Raw genomic sequence first — 25,299 nt, forward strand, 5'->3', positions numbered from 1 at the left:
CGACTCCTACTTCTCGGCTACCTTGACGGTGATGTGGCAGGTGCGCTTCAAGATACGATCCGCACGGCCTTTGGCGCGCGGCTTGATACGCTTAAGCGTCATGCCCTCATCGACGCAGATGGTCGAGACACGCAGCTCGTCGATGTCCATGCCGTTGTTTTCTTCCGCATTCGCGATGGCGGACTGAAGCACTTTCTTGACCAGTTTGGCAGCCTTCTTCGGGGAGAAGGTCAGCAGGTCAAGAGCTTCGGCGACCGGTTTACCGCGCACCTGGTCAGCCACCAAACGGGCCTTCTGTGCGGATAAAGCAGCGCCACTCAGCTTAGCTGTGACTTCCATCTCTTAATCCTCTCTGGCTTACCGTTTGGCTTTCTTGTCCGCCGCATGCCCGCGATAAGTGCGAGTAGCAGCGAATTCGCCCAGCTTGTGACCAACCATTTCCTCGGAAACATGCACCGGGACGTGTTGGCGACCGTTATGGACAGCGATTGTGAGGCCTACCATGTTTGGCAGGATCATCGAACGACGCGACCAAGTCTTGATCGGTTTACGGTCGTTCTTCTCCACTGCAGCCTCTACCTTCTTCAAAAGATGAAGGTCAATGAAGGGACCTTTCTTTAGTGAACGTGGCACAGCCGTTACCTCTTAATGTCTTGGCAATTTAGATCAACGTGTCTTATTACGACGACGAACGATCAGCTTGTCGGTGCGCTTGTTCTTACGCGTCTTGTGACCCTTAGTCGGCACGCCCCATGGGGATACCGGGTGACGACCACCACTGGTGCGGCCTTCACCACCACCGTGCGGGTGATCCACCGGGTTCATCGCGACACCGCGAACAGTCGGACGCACACCTCTCCAGCGCTTCGCACCGGCCTTGCCAAGTTGACGCAGGCTGTGCTCGGAGTTGCTCACTTCACCCAAGGTTGCGCGGCATTCAGCCAAAACCTTGCGCATTTCGCCAGAGCGAAGACGCAGGGTGGCGTAATTACCTTCACGAGCAACCAGCTGAGCGCTAGTACCGGCACTGCGAGCAATCTGCGCGCCTTTACCCGGCTTCAGTTCGATACCGTGAACGGTAGAACCCAGCGGGATGTTACGCAGAGGCAAGGCATTGCCTTTCTTGATGGGCGCGTTAACACCAGATTCCAGCACGTCACCCGCGCTGACACCTTTCGGTGCAATGATGTAACGACGCTCGCCATCGGCATACTTCAGCAGCGCAATGTGCGCACTGCGGTTCGGGTCGTGCTCCAGACGCTCAACAGTGGCAGGAATGCCATCTTTGGTGCGTTTGAAGTCGATCAACCGATAGTGATGACGGTGACCACCGCCCACGTGGCGGGTGGTGATGCGACCGTAGTTGTTACGGCCACCGGACTTGGACTGTTTTTCCAAAAGCGGTGCATAAGCACGGCCCTTGTACAGCTCCTCACCAACGATCTTGACGACGTGGCGACGACCGGCGGATGTGGGTTTGGTCTTGACGATTGCCATTATCCGTACTCCTGCCCTTATTCGGCGCCAGAGAAGTCTTCGAGCGTTTCACCCGCAGCCAGGGTCACATACGCTTTGCGGTAACCCTTTCGCAGGCCAACGCCGTGAGCAGTACGCTTTGTTTTACCCTTAACGTTCAGCACCTGAACGCTGCCGACCTTCTTGCCGAACAGTGCTTCAACGGCTTTCTTGATCTCGGGCTTGGTAGCATCGCTTGCCACCTTGAAAACGTACTGGTTGCGCTCGGCTGCCATCGCGGCCTTTTCGGTCACGTGCGGTCCAAGCAGAACCTTGAATACGCGTTCCTGGTTCATGCCAGCTTCTCCTCGAATTTACGCAGGGCGGAGACGGTGACCAGGACCTTATCAAAGGCAACCAGGCTCACCGGATCAGCTGCAGCGACATCCACCACATCGACGTGGGGAAGGTTGCGTGCGGCCAGATAGAGCGTTTCGTCAACTTCTTCAGTGACGATCAACACTTTCTCAAGGTTGAGCTCTTTCAGCTTGGCAGCTACCTGCTTGGTCTTCGGCGCTTCTACGCTGAACTCTTCAATAGCGACTAAACGCTCTTGACGTACCAGCTCAGACAGGATGGAACGCATCGCCGCGCGGTACATTTTGCGGTTAACTTTCTGGGTGTAGTCCTGTGGACGCGCCGCGAAAGTCACACCGCCGCTGCGCCACAGCGGAGAGCGGATAGTACCGGCACGTGCACGACCGGTACCCTTCTGACGCCACGGCTTCTTACCACCACCACGTACGTCGGAACGGTTCTTTTGAGCGCGTGTACCCTGACGGCCACCAGCCAAGTAGGCGGTAACGACCTGGTGCACCAGCGCTTCGTTGAATTCTTTGCCAAAAGTGGCGTCGGCTACTTCAACGGTACCCGTGCCTGCAGCAAGATTCAGATTCATTGGTAATTATCCCCTTCAGCCAGCTTTCACGGCGCTGCGAACGATAACGTCGCTACCGGTAGCACCCGGTACTGCGCCTTTGATCAGCAGCAGGTTACGCTCGGCGTCGACACGGACGATCTCAAGGCTCTGCACGGTGCAACGGGTGTTACCCATTTGACCGGCCATTTTCTTGCCTTTGAATACGCGACCAGGTGTCTGACACATGCCGATAGAACCCGGCGCGCGATGCGACAGGGAGTTACCATGGCTGTTGTCTTGGGTACGGAAGTTCCAGCGCTTAACAGCACCCTGGAAGCCTTTACCCTTAGAGGTGCCGGTCACGTCGATCATTTGACCAGCTTCGAAGAGGGATACGGTGAGTTCGCCACCCACTTCAGGAGCTTCTTCGCCTTCTGCAAGACGGAATTCCATCAGTGAACGACCAGCCTCAACACCCGCCTTGGCAAACTGTCCAGCTTGCGCTTTGGTGAGGTGCTTGGCTTTACGAGAACCTGTAGTCACCTGAACCGCTGCGTAGCCGTCAGACTCAATGGTCTTAACGCGCGTCACACGGTTAGGATCAACTTCAATAACGGTCACGGGCACGGATGCGCCATCTTCGGTAAAGACACGGGTCATCCCGGCCTTCTTACCGACTAAACCGATAGTCATACTCAGTCTCCTATAGTGTACGGGGCTATCACCCGCTATGGCTGCCCTTTCCAGAGCATTCCACTAGCACATTGTGTGGCGCCTCACGGCGCGGCGGCTGCTGCTCACATATTAAAACGGTGAGCGCTGGGCCGCGAAGTGTCTAGTGTATTAGTCGAGCTTGATTTGCACGTCTACGCCAGCGGCGAGATCGAGCTTCATCAGCGCATCAACAGTTTTCTCGGTCGGCTCAACGATGTCGAGCACACGCTTATGAGTACGAATCTCATACTGATCACGCGCATCTTTGTTGACGTGCGGTGAAATCAGAATGGTATAGCGCTCGCGGTTGGTCGGCAGCGGAATCGGCCCACGAACCTGAGCACCAGTACGCTTAGCGGTTTCAACGATCTCCGCTGTGGACTGATCAATCAGGCGATGGTCGAACGCTTTCAACCGAATGCGAATCTTTTGGTTCTGCATTTGCCCTAAACTCCAATGGATGTCGACGGCGCGAGCCGTCTACCCACGCATTCAAAGGATGCGCATTATAGGCACGCCAAAAGCCCATGTCAAACATTTGCTATTGGTGCGCAGAAAAAGGGGCTCGCAAGAGCCCCTCTTGATCAATCATCAAGCAAGTTTACTTGACGATTTTTGCAACAACGCCAGCACCAACGGTACGACCACCTTCGCGGATTGCGAAGCGCAGACCTTCGTCCATAGCGATTGGAGCAATCAGGGTAACAACCATCTTAACGTTGTCGCCCGGCATTACCATTTCAACGCCTTCCGGCAGTTCACAAGTACCTGTTACGTCAGTGGTACGGAAGTAGAACTGGGGACGGTAGCCTTTGAAGAAAGGCGTGTGACGACCACCTTCTTCTTTGGACAGTACGTAGACTTCTGCTTCGAAGACAGTGTGCGGGTTGATGGTGCCCGGCTTCGCCAGTACCTGACCACGCTCAACGTCATCACGCTTAGTACCACGCAGCAGCGCACCAACGTTCTCACCTGCACGACCTTCGTCGAGCAGCTTACGGAACATTTCTACGCCAGTAACGGTGGTTTTGGTGGTGTCGCGGATACCCACGATTTCCACTTCTTCACCAGCTTTAACGATACCGCGCTCTACACGACCGGTAACAACGGTACCACGGCCAGAGATAGAGAATACGTCTTCGATCGGCATCAGGAACGGCTGGTCGATCGCACGCTCCGGCTCAGGGATGTAGTCATCCAGAGCTTTGATTAGGTTAGCTACCGCAGTAGTACCCATGCCGTTCTCGTCTTCACCGTTCAGCGCCATCAGCGCAGAACCAGTGATGATCGGCGTGTCGTCACCCGGGAAGTCGTACTCGGACAGAAGTTCACGAACTTCCATTTCGACCAGCTCGAGCAGCTCTTCGTCATCGACCATGTCCGCTTTGTTCAGGAACACAACGATGTACGGAACGCCAACCTGACGAGACAGCAGGATGTGCTCACGCGTCTGCGGCATGGGGCCGTCAGCGGCAGAACATACCAGGATCGCGCCGTCCATCTGGGCAGCACCGGTGATCATGTTCTTGACGTAGTCAGCGTGTCCCGGGCAGTCAACGTGTGCGTAGTGACGCACTTCAGACTGGTATTCAACGTGAGATGTCGCGATGGTGATACCACGCTCACGCTCTTCCGGAGCGTTATCGATGGTATCGAATTCACGCCAGTCGCCGCCGAAAACCTCAGCAGACACGCGGGTCAGGGCCGCTGTCAGAGTCGTTTTACCGTGGTCGACGTGACCGATGGTGCCGACGTTGACGTGCGGTTTGGAACGTTCAAATTTTTCCTTAGCCACTGCTATAACCTCTTTACGTTAGCTAACGGTTAACCGTTTTGGTTGATGACGGCTTCAACGACGCTGGAGGGCGCCTCCTCGTACTTCGCGAACTCCATAGAGTAGCTCGCACGGCCCTGGGTCTGTGAGCGCAGATCGGTTGCGTAACCGAACATCTCACCCAGTGGCACCGTTGCACGAATGACTTTACCAGAGGAAGAGTCATCCATGCCCTGCACCAGGCCGCGACGACGGTTCAGGTCGCCCATGACGTCACCCATAAACTCTTCGGGGGTCACGACTTCGACCTTCATCACCGGCTCCAGCAGCACGGCCTTGGCCTTCCTGGCACCTTCTTTCACTGCCATAGAAGAAGCAATCTTGAACGCAGTCTCGTTAGAGTCCACGTCATGGTAGGAACCATCAAACAGCGTGACTTTGACGTCGATCATCGGGTAACCCGCGATGACACCATTTTGCAGCTGCTCGAAAGCACCTTTCTCAACCGCAGGTACGTATTCCTTCGGAACCACACCACCTACGATCTCAGAGTTGAACTTGAAGAAGATCTCTTCTTCGCCTTCACCCTTCTCTTCTGCAGTCAGCGGCTCGATACGCAGCCACACGTGACCGTACTGACCACGACCACCGGACTGACGTACGAATTTACCTTCCTGCTCGACGCTGCCACGAATCGTTTCACGGTAAGCAACCTGCGGCTTGCCGATGTTCGCTTCTACCTTGAACTCGCGACGCATACGGTCAACGATGATGTCCAGGTGCAGCTCGCCCATACCCGAGATGATGGTCTGGCCGGTCTCTTCGTCGGTCTTCACCTGGAAGGAAGGATCTTCCTGGGCCAGTTTACCCAGCGCAACACCCATTTTTTCCTGGTCAGCTTTCGACTTAGGCTCTACGGCAACAGAGATAACCGGATCCGGGAACTCCATGCGCTCAAGCACGATCTTGTGATCGATATCACACAGGGTATCACCTGTAGTGACGTCCTTCAGACCGATACAAGCAGCGATGTCGCCTGCGAGTACTTCTTTGATCTCTTCGCGAGAGTTGGCGTGCATCTGAACGATACGACCAACACGCTCTTTCTTCTGCTTAACGGAGTTATAAACACCATCACCAGATTTCAGAACGCCTGAGTAGACGCGAATGAAGGTCAGCGTACCAACGAAGGGGTCGGTGGCGATCTTGAACGCTAGTGCAGCGAACGGAGCGCTATCGTCTGCTTCACGAGTCGCGATGGTGCCGTCTTTGTCGTCCAGCTCACCTTCGATTGCTTTAACTTCTGTCGGCGAGGGCAGATACTCAACAACCGCATCCAGGACTGCTTGAACACCCTTATTCTTAAAGGCAGAACCACAGGTCACTAGAACGATTTCGCTAGCCAGTGTGCGCGCACGAAGGCCTGCTTTGATTTCTTCAATGGTCAGCTCCTCACCTTCGAGGTACTTATCCATCAATTCATCAGAGCCTTCAGCTGCGGCTTCGACCATTTGCTCGCGATATTTTTCGGCAGTCTCTTGTAGCTCAGCAGGAATATCGACAAGCTCATACGAAGTGCCTAAGTCTGCCTCATTCCAGAGGATAGCCTTCATCTCAATCAGGTCGATAACGCCTTTAAAGTCTTCCTCTGTACCCCAGTTAATCTGGATTGGCACAGCGTTAGCACCTAAGCGCTCCTTCAACTGGTCAACAACCATGAAGAAGTCTGCACCGGTACGGTCCATCTTATTGACGAAGACCATACGCGGAACTTCATATTTATTAGCCTGGCGCCATACGGTTTCGGTCTGCGGCTGAACGCCGGAAGAACCGCACAGTACAACCACAGCACCATCAAGAACACGCAAAGAACGCTCAACTTCGACAGTGAAGTCAACGTGCCCAGGGGTGTCGATGATATTAATGCGGTGCTCATCAAACTGGTGATTCATACCTTTCCAGAAGGTAGTAACAGCAGCCGAGGTGATAGTAATACCACGCTCCTGCTCTTGCTCCATCCAGTCAGTAGTCGAAGCACCTTCATGGGTTTCGCCCAGCTTGTGGTTTACGCCAGTGTAAAACAAAACACGTTCTGTCGTGGTTGTCTTACCTGCATCAACGTGGGCAACAATACCCAAGTTGCGATAGCGATTAAGCGGTGTTTTGCGTGCCACGGTGAAGCTCCCGTTAGTTGGCAATGCCCGTTAATTCAGCAGTGTTCATTTTGCTTATCCCACCGCCGCCACCCTCAAAGGTAGCGGCAGTGTGTTGCAGCATGGCGAAAAAACTCTTTAGCGCAGCACAACCAACAAAATCAAACACAAACTCAGAAACGCCGAGTTTAGAAACGATAGTGAGAGAAGGCCTTGTTGGCTTCTGCCATACGGTGCACATCTTCACGCTTCTTAACAGCCGAGCCTTTGCCTTCAGCGGCATCCAGCATTTCACCTGCCAGACGCTGTACCATCGTTTTTTCACCGCGACGACGCGCAGCGTCTACCAGCCAGCGCATAGCCAGCGCTTGGCGACGTGACGGACGAACTTCAACCGGCACCTGATAAGTAGCACCACCCACGCGGCGCGACTTCACTTCGACCATCGGCTGGATGGTTTCCAGCGCTTTGTCGAAGATTTCCAGCGGCTCTTCTTTACTACGCTCGGCAACCTTGTCCAACGCACCGTATACGATGCGCTCAGCTACGGACTTCTTGCCGCTGACCATCAGGTGGTTCATGAACTTCGCCAGACGCTCACTTCCGAACTTAGGATCCGGCAGGATTTCGCGTTTAGCTACAACTCTTCTTCTAGGCATGATAAGCCCTCAATTAAGGATCCTTCAGGTAAACCCGGAACTCATTGCGCCAATAGCGCCGCCCGACCTTACTCTTATCAGACCGTCATATTCGTATTAAGGTAACAACGCCAGCGTCTTAAGACGCTGCAACAAGACGCCTTAGGACTTCGGACGCTTGGTACCGTACTTAGAACGACCCTGCTTACGGTTCTGTACGCCAGAGGTGTCAAGGGCGCCACGAACGGTGTGATAACGCACACCTGGCAAATCCTTTACACGACCGCCGCGAATCAGAACAACAGAGTGCTCTTGGAGGTTGTGACCTTCACCACCGATGTAAGAAGAGACTTCGAAACCGTTGGTCAGGCGCACACGGCAAACCTTACGCAGGGCCGAGTTCGGCTTCTTGGGGGTGGTGGTGTAAACGCGCGTACAAACGCCGCGCTTTTGCGGGCATGCCTGAAGCGCAGGCACGTCACTCTTGGTGACGGGGCGCTTGCGCGGCTTGCGCACTAGCTGATTAATCGTTGCCATGGTGTTTAGCTGACTCCAATGGTTGCCTTGGCCTATTAACAAATACAAGCAGCGGATGCGGGCGCACCCACCCCACTGTTAAAGGCTGCGCATTCTAAAGGCTGCCCCTGCCTGGCGTCAAGCCCTGGCGGTGGTTTACCGCCAGGTTCCTGCCATTCAGGGTCAGCCGCTCTTGGCTGCTCGTGGCCTGTCCTGGGTTACAGATCGTCGTCTGAATCCAGGGCGGTCAACTGAGCACCCAGCTCCTGCTCAACCTCGGTAGCCGAGGGGTTGAACAGACGCTCTACGTCTTCGCGCTTGCGACGACGCTCTGCGTGGTGAGTCAGACCGGTACCTGCCGGAATCAGACGTCCAACCACCACGTTTTCTTTCAGGCCGCGCAGGTAGTCGCGCTTGCCGGTTACCGCTGCTTCGGTCAGTACGCGGGTCGTTTCCTGGAACGACGCGGCGGAGATGAACGACTCAGTGGCCAAGCTGGCCTTGGTGATACCCAGCAGCAAGCGCTGATACTTGGCCGGGAACTTGCCTTCTTTCTCCAGGCGCTCGTTCTGCTCCAGTACGCGCACCAGTTCCGCCTGGTCGCCGGTAATGAAGTCAGAGTCGCCGGAATCGGTGATCTCCACCTTGCGCAGCATCTGACGCACGATGACTTCGATGTGCTTGTCGTTGATGCCTACGCCCTGTAGACGATAAACGTCCTGTACTTCGGCGGTGATGTACTTGGCCAGCTCCGCGACACCCAGCAGACGCAGGATATCGTGCGGGTTGCTTGGGCCATCGGAGATCACCTCACCCTTCTCGACCGTCTCGCCTTCGAACACGGCGATTTGACGCCATTTCGGGATCAGCGCCTCGAACGGATCGCCAGACTCAGGCGTAATCGTCAAACGACGCTTACCTTTGGTCTCTTTACCGAAGCTCACCACACCGCTGATTTCCGCCAAAATGGCAGGCTCTTTGGGTTTACGCGCTTCGAACAAGTCAGCCACGCGGGGCAGACCACCGGTGATGTCCTTGTTACCCGACGCCTCGACCGGTATACGCGCAACGACCTCACCTACACCGATGGTCGCACCGTCGTCCACCGAGATGATGGAGTTACCCGGCAGCAGGTACTGAACCGGCGTATTGGAACCGGACACGGATACGTACTCACCAGCGGCATCTTTCAGCATCACCATCGGGCGCTTGTCACGACCCGCCATTGGGCGTGCGGCCGACTCGATCACTTCGATGGACGACAGACCGGTCATTTCATCGACGCTGCGGTGCATGGTGACACCCTCGTCGAGATCGATGAACTGCGCCTTACCTTCTACTTCCGCGATGATCGGATGGGTGTGCGGGTCCCACTTAGCCACGACCGCACCGGCATCAACCACGTCGCCGTCGCGTACGGAGAGTTCAGCACCGTAGGGCAGCTTGTAGTACTCACGCTCACGACCATGATCGTCGGCCACCGCCAGGGCGCTCGAACGAGACACCACGACCAGCTTGCCGTCAGCGCGCTCAACGTGCTTGATGTTGTGCAGGCGCACTTTACCGCCGTGCTTGACCTGAACGCTGTCGACCGCAGAGGAACGCGATGCCGCACCACCGATGTGGAAGGTACGCATGGTCAGCTGAGTACCCGGCTCACCGATCGACTGTGCGGCGATGACACCTACAGACTCACCGATGTTGACCTGGTGGCCACGGGCAAGGTCACGTCCGTAACAGGCGGAACACACGCCGTGAGCCGTATCACAGGTGATGGTGGAGCGTACGACGATTTCGTCCACGCCCATGGTGTCCAGCGAGGCACACCACTTCTCGTCGAGCAGCGTATTACGCGGAATCAGTACTTCTTCGGTACTCGGATCGACAACATCAATGGCCACAACACGACCCAGTACGCGCTGAGACAGCGGTACGATGATGTCGCCACCCTCGATGATCGGGTGCAGCGTCAGGCCGTTTTCGGTGCCACAGTCGGTCTCGGTAATCACCAAGTCCTGAGCAACGTCTACCAGACGACGAGTCAGGTAACCGGAGTTGGCCGTTTTCAGGGCCGTATCCGCCAGACCTTTACGTGCGCCGTGGGTCGAGATGAAGTACTGAAGTACGTTCAGACCTTCACGGAAGTTCGCCACGATCGGCGTTTCAATGATCGAGCCATCCGGCTTGGCCATCAGGCCACGCATACCCGCCAGCTGGCGAATCTGTGCCGCAGAACCACGGGCACCGGAGTCGGCCATGATGAAGACACTGTTGAAGGAGTCCTGCTCGACTTCATTGCCGTCACGATCAACAACCGTCTCTTTCGAGATGCCGACCATCATCGCCTTGGCGACTTTATCATTCGCCTTGGACCAGATATCGATGACCTTGTTGTACTTCTCGCCTGCGGTTACCAGGCCAGAGGAGAACTGGTCTTCGATCTCTTTGACTTCTGCTTCAGCGGCATCAACGATCTCGGTCTTGGCATCGGGGATAACGAAGTCGTTAACACCGATCGAGGCACCGGACCAGGTCGCCAGACGGAAGCCGGTGTACATCAGCTGGTCAGCGAAGATAACCGTGGGCTTGAGGCCCGCACGACGATACACCTCGTTGATCAGGCTGGAGATCGCCTTCTTCTTCATCGGCTGATCGATCAGCGCGAACGGCACGCCTTCCGGCAGGATGCGGAACAGCAGCGCACGTCCAACGGTGGTGTCGTACAGACGACGGTGGAAGCTGCGCTCACCGGTCTCTTCTTCGACATCCACTTCATCCAGACGCACTTTGATACGGGCGTGCAGCGAAACGGACTGGGTGCCGAAAGCACGCTCCACCTCGTTGAGGTCGGAGAACACCATGCCTTCACCCTTGGCGTTGATCTTTTCACGGGTCATGTAGTACAGACCCAGAACAACGTCCTGCGACGGTACGATGATCGGCTCGCCGTTGGCCGGCGACAGCACGTTGTTGGTCGCCATCATCAGCGCACGGGCTTCGAGCTGTGCTTCCAGGGTCAGCGGTACGTGGACCGCCATCTGGTCACCGTCAAAGTCGGCGTTGTAAGCCGCACACACCAGCGGGTGCAGCTGGATCGCCTTACCTTCGATCAGCAGTGGCTCAAACGCCTGGATGCCCAAACGGTGCAGCGTCGGCGCGCGGTTAAGCAGTACCGGGTGTTCGCGGATAACGTCGGCCAGGATGTCCCACACTTCCGGCAGCTCGCGCTCAACCATCTTTTTAGCGGCTTTAATCGTGGATGCATGGCCCAGCGACTGCAGCTTGGAGTAGATGAACGGCTTGAACAGCTCAAGCGCCATTTTCTTCGGCAGACCACACTGGTGCAGACGCAGGGTCGGGCCCACGGTAATGACCGAACGGCCTGAGTAGTCTACGCGCTTACCCAGCAGGTTCTGACGGAAACGACCCTGCTTACCTTTGATCATATCGGCAAGCGATTTCAGCGGGCGCTTGTTAGAGCCGGTAATCGCACGACCACGGCGGCCGTTATCCAGCAGCGCGTCGACCGCTTCCTGGAGCATCCGCTTCTCGTTACGCACGATAATATCCGGTGCGTTAAGATCCAGCAGTCGCTTCAGACGGTTGTTGCGGTTGATCACACGACGGTAAAGGTCGTTAAGATCGGAGGTCGCAAAGCGGCCGCCGTCCAGCGGTACCAACGGACGCAGATCCGGCGGCAGCACGGGCAGCACTTCCATGACCATCCACGCCGGCGCATTGCCGGAGTGGTAGAACGCTTCCAGCAGCTTCAAGCGCTTCGACAGTTTCTTGATCTTGGTTTCAGAGTTGGTCTGCGGAATCTCTTCACGCAGCGTATTGATCTCTTCTTCCAGATCGATATCTTTCAGCAGCTCCTGAACCGCTTCGGCACCCATACGGGCATCGAAATCATCGCCGAACTCTTCTAGCGCTTCGAAGTACTGCTCGTCGTTCAACAGCTGACCACGCTCCAGCGTGGTCATGCCGGGATCGATGACCACAAAGCTTTCGAAGTACAGCACGCGCTCGATATCACGCAGGGTCATATCGAGGAACATGCCGATACGTGACGGCAGGGATTTCAAAAACCAAATGTGAGCCACCGGCGATGCCAGCTCGATGTGACCCATGCGTTCACGGCGCACGGCCGCCTTGGTCACTTCGACACCACACTTCTCACAGATAATGCCGCGGTGCTTCATGCGCTTATATTTGCCGCACAAGCACTCGTAGTCTTTAACCGGGCCGAAAATCTTGGCACAGAACAGACCATCCCGTTCCGGTTTAAAGGTACGGTAGTTGATGGTCTCAGGCTTCTTCACCTCGCCGAAGGACCAGGAGCGAATCATGTCCGGCGACGCCAGGGTAATCTTGATCGCGTCAAACTCATCGGACTGAGATTGCGATTTGAGTACTTTCACCAAATCTTTCATGGGACGGCTCCTAGCTCTCTAACTCGATATCGATGCCCAGCGAGCGGATTTCCTTCACGAGTACGTTGAAGGATTCCGGCATGCCTGCCTGCATGGTGTGGTCGCCATCCACGATGTTTTTATACATCTTGGTGCGGCCTTCGACGTCGTCCGACTTGACGGTGAGCATCTCTTGTAGCGTGTACGCGGCGCCGTATGCTTCCAACGCCCACACTTCCATCTCACCAAAGCGCTGACCACCGAACTGCGCCTTACCACCCAGCGGCTGCTGCGTAACAAGCGAGTAAGAACCGGTAGAACGCGCGTGCATCTTATCGTCTACCAGGTGGTTGAGCTTCAGCATGTACATGTAGCCAACGGTCACCGGACGGTCAAACGCATCGCCGGTACGGCCATCGTACAGCGTCATTTGGCCCGACTCCGGAATGTCCGCCAGCTTCAGCAGGTGCTTGATTTCGTGCTCTTTGGCACCGTCGAACACCGGCGTGGCCATCGGCACGCCGCCTTTGAGGTTCTTCGCCAGTGCGATGACTTCGTCATCGGTCAGCGAGTCGATATCCTCAACGCGGGTACCGGGCGTGTTATACACCTGACCCAGGAAGTCGCGAATTTCAGCAACCTGCTGACCACGCGCATCACGCAGCATGGCGTCAATCTTGACCCCGAGACCACGTGCCGCCATACCCAGGTGAGTTTCCAGGATCTGACCAACGTTCATACGCGACGGTACGCCCAGCGGGTTCAGCACCACGTCCACCGGCTCGCCCTTCTCGTCGAACGGCATGTCTTCGATGGGCATGATCGCAGAGATAACACCTTTGTTACCGTGACGACCGGCCATCTTGTCACCGGGCTGAATGCGACGCTTGACCGCCATATAGACTTTGACGATTTTCAGCACGCCCGGTGCGAGGTCGTCGCCCTGGGTCAGCTTGCGCTTCTTATCTTCGAAACGCTCGTCCATCTCTTTACGGCGGTTCTCAAGCTGTTCGTCGGCCTGGGCCAGTAGCTCGTTGTAGGCTTCATCCTGCATGCGCAGTTTGAACCACTGCTGACGCGGCAGTTCGTCCAGGTACGCCTCGCTCAGCACGTCGCCTTTCTTCAGGTTCGGGCCGCCATTAACCGCTTGGCCATCCAGCGTACGCTTCAGACGCTCAAAGGTTGCGTCTTCGGCAATACGGTAGGTTTCCTGAAGATCCTTGCGCACTTCGTCCAGCTGCATCTGCTCGATGGAGAGCGCACGGGAGTCTTTTTCTACGCCGTCACGGGTGAAGACCTGAACGTCGATGACCGTCCCTTTCATGCCGGTGGGGGCACGCAGAGAGGTATCTTTTACGTCGGACGCTTTCTCACCGAAGATGGCGCGCAGCAGCTTCTCTTCGGGCGTCAGCTGGGTTTCGCCTTTGGGCGTAACCTTACCGACCAGAATGTCGCCGGGACCGACTTCGGCACCGATGTAAACAACGCCCGCCTCGTCCAATTTACCCAGCGCGGATTCACCAACGTTAGGAATATCAGACGTGATCTCTTCCGGCCCTAACTTGGTGTCACGAGACACGCAGGTCAGTTCCTGAATGTGGATCGTGGTGAAACGGTCTTCTTGAACGACCCGCTCAGAGAGCAGGATGGAGTCCTCGAAGTTGTAACCGTTCCAGGGCATGAACGCGATGCGCATGTTCTGGCCAAGCGCCAGGTCGCCCATGTCGACAGACGGGCCATCGGCCAGAATATCGCCACGGGCAACGCTGTCACCAGGACGCACGATGGGGCGCTGGTTCATACAGGTATTCTGGTTGGAACGGGTGTACTTGGTCAGGTTGTAGATATCAACGCCAGCTTCACCGCCGATGATTTCATCTTCGTTCACCCGAACCACGACACGACGCGCATCCACGGAGTCGATGACGCCGCCGCGGCGTGCCACGGCACAAACGCCGGAGTCACGGGCCACGAAGCGCTCCATACCGGTACCTACTAGCGGCTTGTCGGCACGCAGGGTCGGAACGGCCTGACGCTGCATGTTCGCCCCCATCAAGGCGCGGTTGGCATCATCGTGCTCCAGGAACGGGATCAGGGCCGCTGCGACCGATACAACCTGACGCGGAGACACGTCCATCAGCGTCACTTGCTCGGGACGCATAAAGGTGGTCTCACCGCGGTGGCGTACCTGTACCAAGTCATCAATCAGCTTGCCGGACTCGTCAACCGCCGCAGACGCCTGGGCGATAACAAAGTCACCTTCCTCAATCGCTGACAGGTGGACGATATCGTCAGTGACCTGACCGGCATTCACTTTGCGGTACGGTGTTTCCAAGAAGCCGTAGCTATTGGTATGACTGTACGTTGCCAGCGAGTTGATCAGACCGATGTTCGGGCCTTCCGGCGTTTCGATCGGGCACAGGCGGCCATAGTGCGTGGCGTGTACGTCACGTACTTCGAAGCCTGCACGCTCACGGGTCAGACCGCCCGGGCCGAGTGCCGATACACGACGCTTGTGGGTCACCTCGGAAAGCGGGTTGTTCTGGTCCATGAACTGGGACAGCTGGCTGGAACCGAAGAACTCTTTCACCGCTGCCGCAACCGGCTTGGCGTTGATCAGGTCTTGCGGCATCAGGCCTTCGCTTTCCGCCATGGAAAGACGCTCTTTCACCGCACGCTCGACACGCACCAGACCGACGCGGAACTGGTTCTCGGCCATTTCGCCCACGCAGCGAATACGACGGTTACCCAGGTGATCGATATCGTCCACGTCGCCGAAGCCGTTACGGATATTGATCAGCTCACGCAGGACATCGAGGATGTCCTTGCGATCCAGCACGCCGGAGCCGGTGTCGCTTTCACGACGCAGGCGACGATTGAACTTCATCCGACCAACGCCCGACAGGTCGTAGCGGTCTTCGGTGAAGAACAGGTTATGGAACAGCGTCTCGGCAGCCTCTTTGGTGGGCGGCTCGCCGGGACGCATCATGCGGTAGATCTCGACCAGCGCTTCCAACTGAGAGCCGGTGGTATCCAGCTTCAGAGTGTCGGAAATGAACGAACCGCAGTCGAGGTCGTTGGTGTAGAGGGTTTCGATATGCGTGATACCGCCCTGCGCCATACGCTCGAGGACTTCCGGAGTGATTTCCGTGTTACACGGGCAGATCAGCTCACCGGTTTTGGTATCGATTTGGTCTTTGGCCAGCGTTTTGCCGAACAGATACTCCATCGGCACTTCCAGACGCTCAAGGCCGGCTTTTTCAAGCTGACGAATGTGCTTCTGAGTGATCCGGCGACCCTCTTCGACGATGACGCTGCCTTCGCCATCTTTGATGTCGAACGTGGCCGTTTCACCGCGCAGGCGTGATGGCACCAGCTCCACAAAGAAGCCGGTCTTCTCGATGTGGAATTTGCTGGTTTCGAAGAACTCAGCCAGGATCTCTTCGGTGCTCATACCCAGCGCACGCATCAGTACCGAGGCCGGCAGTTTGCGGCGGCGGTCGATACGCACGAAGACGTTGTCTTTCGGGTCGAACTCGAAGTCGAGCCAAGAGCCACGGTAAGGAATCACGCGAGCAGAGTAGAGCAACTTGCCTGAGGAGTGGCTCTTGCCTTTGTCGTGATCGAAGAACACACCGGGCGAACGGTGGAGCTGAGAAACGATAACCCGCTCAGTACCGTTGATGACGAAGGTACCGTTCTCGGTCATCAGGGGGATCTCCCCCATGTAGACTTCCTGCTCTTTGATGTCTTTGATGGCCTTGTTCGAAGAGTCGCGATCGTAGATGATCAAGCGAACCTTGACACGCAGCGGAGCGGAATAGGTCACGCCACGCAGCTGACACTCTTTGACATCGAACGCTGGCGTACCGAAGCGGTAGCTGACGTATTCCAGGGCCGCATTGCCGGAGAAGCTCTCGATCGGGAACACGGACTTGAACGCCGCGTGCAGGCCAACCTCGTGGCGCTCGTCGGGCGAACGATCCTGCTGGAGAAAGTCGTAGTAGGAATCAAGCTGGATGGCCAGCAAGTAAGGCACATCCATCACTTGGGGCAGTTTGCCGAAATCCTTGCGGATGCGTTTTTTCTCAGTATATGAGTAAGCCATCTGTATTCCCCAGCTTGTTCACCATGGGTGACCGATGCGTGGTCATCTGCCCCGCGGGCGTTTCAGACGCAGACAGCAAGCTCCTAAATCGGTAGCTCGCCGTCAAAAATCTTGATAGATAACAGTGTTACAGTAGTGCTGTTCGCGCTTTGCTGTCGCTTGCCAACATCACTCGCGCTTCACAACTGACGCGTTACAACAACGTACGCTTCACAACAACGGTCTTACTGTTTTGCTGCTTTTTACCGCAGCGCTTCTGCTGTTGCCTTGCAGCATATTACAACAGAAAAAGGCCGGCAGCGGGATAGCCCGCCGCCAGCCGTGGAAGCTTACGCAGCGCGTAAAGCCATCAGCACAAGGATTACTTGAGCTCGACGGTTGCGCCCGCTTCTTCCAGCTTCTTCTTAGCTGCTTCAGCGTCGTCTTTAGACATCGCTTCTTTGATGGTCGCCGGCGCGCCGTCAACGGCACCTTTGGCTTCTTTCAGGCCAAGACCGGTGATTTCACGAACAGCTTTGATGACGTTAACTTTCTTGTCACCAGCAGAAGCCAGTACCAGATCAAATTCAGTCTGCTCTTCAGCAGCTGCTTCGCCGCCGCCAGCCGGGCCAGCCATAACGGCTGCCGCTGCAGAAACGCCGAATTTCTCTTCCATTGCTTCGATCAGCTCAACAACTTCCATTACGGACATGTCGGCTACAGCATTGATGATATCGTCTTTGGACAGTGCCATTGTTTCATTCCTAACTTTGCGGGAGTCTCGGTCAGCCGAGGACTCGGGGTTCATTGCTTGGTTCAGGCAGCGTACCGATCACATCGTTCACGCCGCCTGCAAGAAACACTGCTTAGGCAGCTTCGGCTTCTTGCTTCTGGTCGCGCAGGGCGGCCAGAGTACGAACCAGCTTGCCAGCGGAGGCTTCTTTCATTACCGACATCAACTTGGCAATTGCCTCGTCGTAAGTCGGCAGGGTTGCCAGACGATCGATGTCAGCAGCCGGAATCAGCTCACCTTCGTAGGCCAACGCCTTAACTTCGAAGTTCTTCTCGTCTTTAGCGAACTCTTTGAACAGACGAGCAGCAGCGCCCGGGTGTTCAGTAGAGAAAGCCAACAGAGTAGGACCAACAAAGCTCTCGTTCAGACACTCCCACTGAGTGCCTTCGAGTGCGCGGCGAGCCAGCGTGTTACGAACAACACGAAGCTCTACACCGTTTTCGCGGGCCTGCTTACGCAGATCGGTCATTTTGCTGACCGTAACACCACGAGAATCGGCAACTACGACGGAGAGTGCGCCCTTGGCCGCTTCACTGACCTCGGCAACAATCGCTTTCTTGCCTTCAAGTGCTAGTGGCACAGTGATCACTCCTTCGTGCCGGAACCCATCAAGGCTCCGGTGGTTACCATCTCTTCCAAGGCATACTGCTGGCCTTGGAAGCCTTAGGGGATGGTGCTCACCAGAAAGCGGCTTGCGAAAAGCGTTAACCAACTGGCGGCCACACCATCTGCGCAGGCGCTCTAGGGCGATTAAGCCGCCCAATCTTCAAAAGACAAGGCGGCACCTGCGGTCTTTGACGGCGCCTCGCTCGACTAACTACCTAGCGAGGGACCGCAAAGTTCTTGCTCGGTACTTACTAAAACCTGCCGACGACTCGCTTATACCAGCGCAGAGTGGTCGATGGTCAAACCCGGGCCCATGGTAGTGGACAGGGTAATTTTCTTAAAGTAGACGCCTTTGGAGGAGCTCGGCTTGAGCTTCTTCAGGTCAGCTACCAGTGCTTCCAAGTTGCCCTGAACGGACACCGCGTCAAAACCCACTTTACCCAGGGTAGTGTGGATGATGCCGTTTTTGTCGGTACGGAAACGCACCTGACCCGCTTTGGCGTTCTTGACCGCAGTTGCCACGTCGGGCGTTACGGTGCCCACTTTCGGGTTCGGCATCAGGCCACGCGGACCAAGAATCTGACCCAGCTGACCCACAACGCGCATTGCATCCGGAGAAGCAATGACCACGTCGAAGTCCATCTGGCCTTTTTTGACTTGCTCAGCCAGATCGTCCATGCCCACGATGTCAGCACCGGCTTCTTTAGCAGCGTCGGCATTCGCACCCTGGGTGAAGACGGCTACGCGTACGTCTTTGCCGGTACCGTTAGGCATAACGGTGGCGCCACGCACAACCTGGTCAGATTTACGTGGATCAACACCCAGGTTGATCGCCACATCCAGAGACTCTTTGAATTTGACCGTGGACAGCTCGGAAAGCAGCGACACGGCCTCTTCCAGAGAGTACGCTTTATTCGGGTCTACTTTCTCGCGAATGACTTTCGCGCGCTTAGACAGTTTAGCCATGATCAGAGACCCTCCACGTTTAAGCCCATGCTACGAGCGCTACCAGCGATGGTACGCACCGCGGCGTCGAGATCAGCAGCCGTTATATCCGGCTCTTTGGTTTTGGCGATCTCTTCGAGCTGCTCGCGAGTCACGGTACCGACTTTCTTCTTGTTCGGCTCACCAGAACCAGACTTGATGCCGGCTGCTTTCTTGAGCAGAACGGCAGCCGGCGGTGTTTTGGTGACGAACGTGAAGCTACGGTCAGAGTAGACAGTGATCACGACAGGCGTCGGCAGGCCCGGCTCAATTTCTTGAGTGGCAGCGTTGAACGCCTTACAGAATTCCATAATATTCACGCCGTGCTGACCCAGCGCGGGGCCTACGGGCGGACTCGGGTTGGCTTTACCTGCAGCAACCTGCAGTTTGATATAAGCCTGTACTTTCTTGGCCATGGTAAATACTCCAGTTGGGTGATAGCGCCTGACGGCTCCCCGGTACGCGTAAAGCAGCGCTGGGCTGCTTTACATGAATCCAGAGTGGCACGCACTGCGCACCACCCTGCAATATTATGAACTTACTCTTTTTCTACCTGAGAGAATTCAAGCTCAACAGGCGTCGCACGCCCAAAGATCAGTACGCTGACCTGCAGGCGGCTCTTGTCGTAGTTCACTTCTTCAACGACACCGTTGAAATCAGCAAACGGACCATCAATAACACGGACAGACTGGCCCGGCTCAAACATAGTTTTGGGCCGCGGCTTGTCGGTACCATCTTTCACACGACGCAGAATTGCTTCGGCTTCGCGGGTAGTAATCGCAGCGGGCTTCTCTTTGGTGCCGCCAATGAACCCCATGACACGCGGCGTTTCATTCACCAGGTGCCAAGTTTCATCATCCATTTCCATCTCGACTAACACGTAGCCCGGATAGAACTTACGCTCACTCTTACGACGCTTGCCGTCACGCATCTCAACCACTTCTTCCGTCGGCACCAGGATCTCGCCAAAGCGATCTTCCATGCCGTACATCTTCACACGCTCGATAAGCGAGCGCATGACATGCTTTTCGAAGCCGGAATAAGCGTGGACGACGTACCAACGTTTGGACATGAAAACTCCTAACCAATGACGCCGGACATCGCCCAGCCAAGAAGAGTATCGATCAACCACAGCATCAGACCCACCACCAGCACAGCTACCAGCACAATGGCGGTTGTCTGAATGGTTTCAGGACGGGTCGGCCATACAACGCGCTGAATCTCTTTCTTGGCGCTTATGGCAAGCTCAACTAAATCGCGACCTTTTGTGGTTGTTAAGGCGATCAAACCAGCAAGCGCACACAACACCACCACACCCAAGACGCGGTAGAGCAGACCAATATCGGCGAAATAGGTATTACCAACGACTGCAACGACAAGCAGCGCCACAACCGCCGCCCACTTGAGCCCGTCATGGCGCGTCCGTTGCACCTCTGCGCCATGTTTTACGGAACTAGGCTTCATAAAAACGAGACTCCTAAGGGTGCAGCGAGCGACAAAGGAATTCTAGAAAAGACATACCAACCTGGGGAAGGCTGGCAGGCCAGGAGGGAATCGAACCCCCAACCTGCGGTTTTGGAGACCGCTGCTCTGCCAATTGAGCTACTGGCCTGTATCGTCATGCGCGCAAGCAAACGCCTACGCAACAGCGGGCGCCATAATAGCGGAGAAACCTCCGCCTGACAACCCTTACTTTCACCCCCAAACCACCGGAGGGCAGAGACAAAAAAAAAGCGAGCATCGCTCGCTTTTTCCGCAATATGGAGCTCATGGACGGAATTGAACCGTCGACCTCACCCTTACCAAGGGTGTGCTCTACCCCTGAGCTACATGAGCCAAACACATCAAACTGGAGCGGGCGGCGGGAATCGAACCCGCACCATCAGCTTGGAAGGCTGAGGTTCTACCATTGAACTACGCCCGCCGAACTTGCCTATAGAATGACAATCCGCTGCACGAGTAACAGCAGCTAATGCCCGCTTACCGGCGTTTCATTCCCAGACGCTGACTAGCTCAACGCCTGCTCAATCTGGTGGAGAGGGAAGGATTCGAACCTTCGAAGCTTTCGCGGCAGATTTACAGTCTGCTCCCTTTGGCCACTCGGGAACCTCTCCATCTGTGGCGGCACATTATGCCAGCCTCCAAAACGGTGTCAAGCCTGCAAACTCTTTATTTATCAAAGCCTGCTGGATGCAACGCCTTCTCAAGCGCAGCTTCCGCTCTGGAACGCGCTGCATTCTGTCAAAGCAGCATCGAGAATGCAAGGCCTGCGCGAATTTTTTCTAATGATACCGGCTCTGGAACCCGAGGAGCACCTGACATCTTGCCCGCCCGTTCGGCAAAGGTGAGCGGAAAACTGGCCTCAAGCCCGCCATATACCATATCGGGCCATACCGCATGGGGCACCTGCACACCGCGGGAAACGACTCTGGCATCACCACCGGTGAGCAGCACTGGTAGCGCCACCCCCTGCTGGTCACACACTTCGCTATAGATACGGTTAATCGCACTGACGGCCGCCATATAGATACCGTGATTCACCGCATCCACCGTGCGCCGCCCTGGCTCTAGCAATGCATCGGCTTCGCTTTCCGGGTCGATGGCGACGTTGCGCGTTCCTAGCTTCAGACTCTCTTTCATGAGCCGTAGGCCGGGAATAATGAAACCACCCAGGTGCACACCGCCAGGTAGTACGAAGTCAATGGTAATGGCGCTACCGCAATCCACCGCGCAGCAACCACCCGCCAGCTGGTAGCCCGCCAGCGCTCCCATCCAGCGGTCAACGCCCAACCGGCCCGGCTCTTCATAACCATTGACCACGCCGAGCGCTTCTGGCGTTGAGCGCGCCACATAAACGTGACGCACCTGACGGCGTAGCAACGTCACAGTCTCATCCAGCACAGCAGCCCTGGCTACACTGGATATCCGCACGGCTTCGACGACATCCAGGTCGGGAATATCCGCCCCCGGGCGCCACTCCTCCCGTGTCCACACGGCACCTCGCGAGCGGATCTCACTGCTCTCGGCATCTTTAAGCCGCCATTTCGACAGCGTGTTGCCGATATCCAAATCCAAAATCATAAGCGCCTACGTACGCTGATCTCACCGCCCGATAGGCGTCGCGAGTGACCGTTTTCAGTAACCCACAGGTTACCACTCTCATCCACATCTCCCGCCACAGCATCGCTTGAGCGCTCACCTTGAATCACTCGGATGGGTAGGCCTGCATAAGCATGGCGCTGATTCCACGCATCAAGCCAAGGCGCAAAGCCACTGTTTTCAAAGCCCGCCAGCATATCCAACAGCCCCGACACCATATCGGCAGCCAACTGGTTGCGGGAAATACCTGCCTTGGCATCAAACAGCGCCGCCACCGGCTGGTCAATGGTGGCCCGCAGGCTATCCGGTAGCGACAGGTTCATGCCCATGCCAATCACTACTTCACAAGGGCCTGCCGCATCACCGGTCACTTCAATCAAAATACCGGCTAACTTACCAAGCTCGCTGCCCTGCTCGGCTAGTAGCACATCGTTCGGCCACTTTAGTTTGGGCGATACGCCATACTGCTCAAGCACCTGAGAGACCACCACACCCACCGCCAGGCTTAATCCCTCCAGAGCATTGATACCTGATTCGAAGCGCCAGCCCATTGACACCATGAGGCTCTGCCCCCAGGGCGTCGACCACACCCGGCCACGGCGGCCACGCCCAGCCGTTTGCAGCTCGACGAAGCAGACCTCGCCATGCCCTGCCCCTTGAGAGAAGCGCTCGCGCAGGTATTCGTTGCTTGAAGGAAGCTGATCTTCCACGAACAGTCGCGCCAGCAGGTGGCGGGCATCGGCGGGCAGTCGCTCGACGATTTTGGCGCCATCCAGCGGCTCTAACGGGTGAGCCAACCGGTAGCCACGCCCTTTCACAGCGACCAGCTCTACGCCCAGCGCCTCTAATTTTTTTAGCTGTTTCCACACGGCGGCTCGGGAAACGCCCAGCGCTTCGCCTAATTGTTCACCGGAATGAACCTCGCCATCGCTTAACAAACGCATCAGGTTACCGATGGTCATGTGCTTGCCCCAACTGGGAAAACGCCTATCTTAACGGAAGCGTCACAACAGCGAAAACTGCCGCGTTTAGGTTATTGACTTGCTGCTTTATTTAAGACAGCGCTGGTAGTGGACCACCCCCAGACCCTATAATGCCGCCCTATTTTTCCAGCAGGATCGCGTCGTGATCGAGAATCTTCGCAACATTGCCATCATCGCCCACGTTGACCACGGTAAAACTACCTTGGTAGACAAACTGTTAAGCCAGTCCGGCACGCTCGACCGTAAGGCCGAAGGCCAAGAGCGTATCATGGACTCTAATGACCAGGAGAAGGAGCGTGGTATTACCATCCTGGCCAAAAACACCGCTATTCAGTGGCAGGATGGTAATGGTACGGGCTACCACATCAACATCGTGGACACCCCTGGGCACGCCGACTTCGGTGGCGAAGTTGAGCGTGTTATGTCCATGGTGGACTCGGTTCTACTGCTGGTTGACGCCGTAGACGGCCCGATGCCGCAAACCCGCTTCGTGACACAAAAAGCCTTCTCCCAGGGCCTGAAGCCGATCGTGGTGGTTAACAAAATCGACCGCCCCGGTGCACGCCCTGATTGGGTTATCGACCAGATTTTTGATCTGTTCGACAACCTGGGTGCCACTGACGAACAGCTCGACTTCCCGATTATCTACTGCTCGGCGCTGAACGGTATTGCTGGTATGGATCCGGAAGCGCTGGCCGACAACATGGATCCGATGTTCCAAGCGATTGTGGACATCGTTGAGCCACCGAAAGTTGAAGTAGATGGTCCCTTCCAGATGCAGATTTCTGCCCTGGACTACAACAGCTACGTCGGCGTTATCGGTCTTGGCCGCATTAAGCGCGGTTCTGTGAAGCCTAACCAGCAGATTTCAGTCATCAGTGTTGATGGTACGACTCGGAAAGGCAAAATCGGTCAGGTCATGACCCACATGGGCCTTGAGCGAGTTCAAACCACCGAAGCCACCGCTGGCGATATCGTATGCATCACGGGCATCGAAGACCTGGCCATCTCCGACACTCTGTGTGACCCGAGCGCCGTTGAAGCACTGCCGCCGCTGTCTGTTGATGAGCCGACCGTTTCTATGACCTTCCAGGTCAACGACTCGCCGTTCGCGGGTAAAGATGGCAAGTTCGTCACCAGCCGTAACATCAAAGATCGCCTGGATCAGGAACTGATTCACAACGTTGCCCTGCGCGTCGAGCAAGGCGAAACCCCCGAGAAATTCAAAGTCTCTGGCCGTGGCGAACTGCACCTGTCGGTGTTGATCGAAACCATGCGCCGTGAAGGCTTCGAGCTGGCCGTTGGCCGTCCGGAGGTCATCATCAAAGAGATCGACGGCGTCAAGCAGGAGCCGTACGAGGAGGTGATCATCGACTGCGAGGAGCAGCACCAGGGTGCCATCATGGAGGAGCTCGGCTACCGCAAGGGCGAGCTCACCAACATGAACCCCGACGGCAAGGGCCGGGTACGCCTGGACTTCATGATCCCCGCCCGCGGCCTGATCGGCTTCCGCGGCCAGTTCATGACCCTGACCTCCGGCACCGGCATCCTCACCAGCCGCTTCGACCACTACGGCCCGCTCAAGCCCGACGCCGCTATCGAGCGTCGCAACGGCGTGATGGTCTCCATGGTCGACGGCAAGGCGCTGGCCTACGCGCTCTACACCCTGCAGGATCGCGGCAAGCTGATCATCGACCACGGCACCGAGGTCTACGAGGGCATGCTGGTGGGCATCCACAGCCGCGCCAACGACCTGGTGGTCAACCCCACCAAGGGCAAGAAGCTCGATAACATGCGTGCCTCGGGCAACGACGAGAACATCGTACTGACCCCGCCAGTGAAATTCACTCTGGAGCAGGCCATCGAGTTCCTCGACGACGACGAGCTGGTGGAGGTGACCCCCAACCATATCCGCCTGCGCAAGAAGTTCCTCAAGGAAAACGAGCGCAAGCGCGCCAGCAAGAAGTAAGCCGACCACTGCCGACACAAAGCCCGCCGCCGTGCGGGCTTTTTTATGTAAGTTCTCAGCGTAGCAACCTTTTTCGTACGACAGCCCCTCTGGCCGCGCGTTTTGGTTCATCGCCAAGCGTGATCGTTAACGCACCCTAAACGCTAGTACGCTGGAAAGCGCTGACGTTCTATCGCAAAGTAGCGCTATTCTCAGCG

Annotated in this window: 22 protein-coding genes and 4 tRNA genes; 1 reads left to right on the forward strand and 25 read right to left on the reverse strand. The window is 56.4% G+C overall.

Going from position 1 to position 25,299, the window contains the following annotated elements:
- Nucleotides 1–6: 6 nt before the first annotated feature.
- The 25 genes from rplV to NH344_RS04570 all read right to left on the reverse strand — a co-directional run bounded on the left by rplV (nt 7) and on the right by NH344_RS04570 (nt 23,112).
- The gene (rplV, locus tag NH344_RS04450; RefSeq protein WP_044628831.1) at nt 7–339 is read right to left on the reverse strand and encodes a 50S ribosomal protein L22; all 333 of its coding nucleotides are present in this window, start codon (nt 337–339) and stop codon (nt 7–9) included.
- Nucleotides 340–357: 18 nt separating this feature from the next.
- Nucleotides 358–633 (reverse strand): 30S ribosomal protein S19, encoded by a 276-nt coding sequence (gene rpsS / locus NH344_RS04455; protein WP_009098993.1) that lies wholly within the window; start codon nt 631–633, stop codon nt 358–360.
- Nucleotides 634–666: 33 nt separating this feature from the next.
- Nucleotides 667–1,497, reverse strand: a complete 831-nt coding sequence (gene rplB / locus NH344_RS04460) for a 50S ribosomal protein L2 (RefSeq protein WP_044628832.1) — start codon at nt 1,495–1,497, stop codon at nt 667–669.
- Nucleotides 1,498–1,514: 17 nt separating this feature from the next.
- Entirely contained in the window at nt 1,515–1,811 is a 297-nt protein-coding gene (gene rplW, locus NH344_RS04465; protein WP_009723902.1) for a 50S ribosomal protein L23, read from the reverse strand.
- Nucleotides 1,808–2,413, reverse strand: coding sequence for a 50S ribosomal protein L4 (gene rplD, locus NH344_RS04470; RefSeq protein ID WP_054640900.1), 606 nt, complete (start codon nt 2,411–2,413; stop codon nt 1,808–1,810). Before rplD ends, rplW begins: the two co-directional genes overlap by 4 nt.
- A gap of 15 nt (nt 2,414–2,428) precedes the next feature.
- Nucleotides 2,429–3,067 (reverse strand): 50S ribosomal protein L3, encoded by a 639-nt coding sequence (rplC, locus tag NH344_RS04475; protein WP_044628835.1) that lies wholly within the window; start codon nt 3,065–3,067, stop codon nt 2,429–2,431.
- 150 nt (nt 3,068–3,217) lie between these two features.
- Nucleotides 3,218–3,529, reverse strand: coding sequence for a 30S ribosomal protein S10 (gene rpsJ / locus NH344_RS04480; protein ID WP_009098983.1), 312 nt, complete (start codon nt 3,527–3,529; stop codon nt 3,218–3,220).
- A 160-nt stretch (nt 3,530–3,689) separates the two neighbouring features.
- Complete coding sequence (tuf, locus tag NH344_RS04485) at nt 3,690–4,883, reverse strand: elongation factor Tu (protein WP_044628837.1); 1,194 nt, start codon at nt 4,881–4,883, stop codon at nt 3,690–3,692.
- Nucleotides 4,884–4,912: 29 nt separating this feature from the next.
- The gene (gene fusA, locus NH344_RS04490; RefSeq protein WP_062362755.1) at nt 4,913–7,036 is read right to left on the reverse strand and encodes an elongation factor G; all 2,124 of its coding nucleotides are present in this window, start codon (nt 7,034–7,036) and stop codon (nt 4,913–4,915) included.
- A gap of 167 nt (nt 7,037–7,203) precedes the next feature.
- Nucleotides 7,204–7,674, reverse strand: a complete 471-nt coding sequence (gene rpsG, locus NH344_RS04495; RefSeq protein ID WP_016915771.1) for a 30S ribosomal protein S7 — start codon at nt 7,672–7,674, stop codon at nt 7,204–7,206.
- Between the two features lie 141 nt (nt 7,675–7,815).
- The gene (rpsL, locus tag NH344_RS04500) at nt 7,816–8,190 is read right to left on the reverse strand and encodes a 30S ribosomal protein S12 (RefSeq protein ID WP_009098973.1); all 375 of its coding nucleotides are present in this window, start codon (nt 8,188–8,190) and stop codon (nt 7,816–7,818) included.
- 197 nt (nt 8,191–8,387) lie between these two features.
- Nucleotides 8,388–12,602 (reverse strand): DNA-directed RNA polymerase subunit beta', encoded by a 4,215-nt coding sequence (gene rpoC, locus NH344_RS04505; RefSeq protein WP_253027583.1) that lies wholly within the window; start codon nt 12,600–12,602, stop codon nt 8,388–8,390.
- Between the two features lie 10 nt (nt 12,603–12,612).
- Nucleotides 12,613–16,689: a DNA-directed RNA polymerase subunit beta gene (gene rpoB, locus NH344_RS04510; RefSeq protein WP_074211189.1), complete on the reverse strand. Its 4,077-nt coding sequence runs from the start codon at nt 16,687–16,689 to the stop codon at nt 12,613–12,615.
- 361 nt (nt 16,690–17,050) lie between these two features.
- The gene (gene rplL / locus NH344_RS04515) at nt 17,051–17,422 is read right to left on the reverse strand and encodes a 50S ribosomal protein L7/L12 (RefSeq protein ID WP_054640897.1); all 372 of its coding nucleotides are present in this window, start codon (nt 17,420–17,422) and stop codon (nt 17,051–17,053) included.
- A gap of 112 nt (nt 17,423–17,534) precedes the next feature.
- Complete coding sequence (gene rplJ, locus NH344_RS04520) at nt 17,535–18,041, reverse strand: 50S ribosomal protein L10 (RefSeq protein ID WP_044628843.1); 507 nt, start codon at nt 18,039–18,041, stop codon at nt 17,535–17,537.
- Nucleotides 18,042–18,340: 299 nt separating this feature from the next.
- On the reverse strand, nt 18,341–19,033 hold the full coding sequence (gene rplA, locus NH344_RS04525) for a 50S ribosomal protein L1 (RefSeq protein WP_044628844.1): 693 nt from the start codon (nt 19,031–19,033) through the stop codon (nt 18,341–18,343).
- Nucleotides 19,034–19,035: 2 nt separating this feature from the next.
- Nucleotides 19,036–19,467, reverse strand: a complete 432-nt coding sequence (gene rplK / locus NH344_RS04530; protein ID WP_044628845.1) for a 50S ribosomal protein L11 — start codon at nt 19,465–19,467, stop codon at nt 19,036–19,038.
- Between the two features lie 122 nt (nt 19,468–19,589).
- The gene (gene nusG / locus NH344_RS04535; protein WP_054640893.1) at nt 19,590–20,123 is read right to left on the reverse strand and encodes a transcription termination/antitermination protein NusG; all 534 of its coding nucleotides are present in this window, start codon (nt 20,121–20,123) and stop codon (nt 19,590–19,592) included.
- 8 nt (nt 20,124–20,131) lie between these two features.
- Entirely contained in the window at nt 20,132–20,515 is a 384-nt protein-coding gene (gene secE / locus NH344_RS04540) for a preprotein translocase subunit SecE (protein WP_044628847.1), read from the reverse strand.
- Between the two features lie 72 nt (nt 20,516–20,587).
- Nucleotides 20,588–20,663, reverse strand: a tRNA-Trp gene (locus tag NH344_RS04545).
- A 149-nt stretch (nt 20,664–20,812) separates the two neighbouring features.
- Nucleotides 20,813–20,887 (reverse strand) — tRNA-Thr (locus NH344_RS04550).
- A 14-nt stretch (nt 20,888–20,901) separates the two neighbouring features.
- Nucleotides 20,902–20,975: transfer RNA gene (locus NH344_RS04555), tRNA-Gly, on the reverse strand.
- Between the two features lie 106 nt (nt 20,976–21,081).
- Nucleotides 21,082–21,165, reverse strand: a tRNA-Tyr gene (locus NH344_RS04560).
- Nucleotides 21,166–21,292: 127 nt separating this feature from the next.
- Complete coding sequence (locus NH344_RS04565) at nt 21,293–22,132, reverse strand: type III pantothenate kinase (RefSeq protein ID WP_054644986.1); 840 nt, start codon at nt 22,130–22,132, stop codon at nt 21,293–21,295.
- Complete coding sequence (locus NH344_RS04570) at nt 22,129–23,112, reverse strand: biotin--[acetyl-CoA-carboxylase] ligase (RefSeq protein ID WP_074211191.1); 984 nt, start codon at nt 23,110–23,112, stop codon at nt 22,129–22,131. Before NH344_RS04570 ends, NH344_RS04565 begins: the two co-directional genes overlap by 4 nt.
- Nucleotides 23,113–23,275: 163 nt before the next feature.
- On the opposite strand from NH344_RS04570, the gene typA reads away from it, so the two are divergent.
- Nucleotides 23,276–25,102: a translational GTPase TypA gene (gene typA / locus NH344_RS04575; RefSeq protein ID WP_058579846.1), complete on the forward strand. Its 1,827-nt coding sequence runs from the start codon at nt 23,276–23,278 to the stop codon at nt 25,100–25,102.
- The last annotated feature ends 197 nt before the right edge of the window (nt 25,103–25,299 follow it).

The sequence above is a fragment of the Halomonas sp. Ps84H-12 genome (assembly GCF_024124725.1).
GTDB classification, from domain to species: Bacteria; Pseudomonadota; Gammaproteobacteria; order Pseudomonadales; family Halomonadaceae; genus Vreelandella; species Vreelandella aquamarina.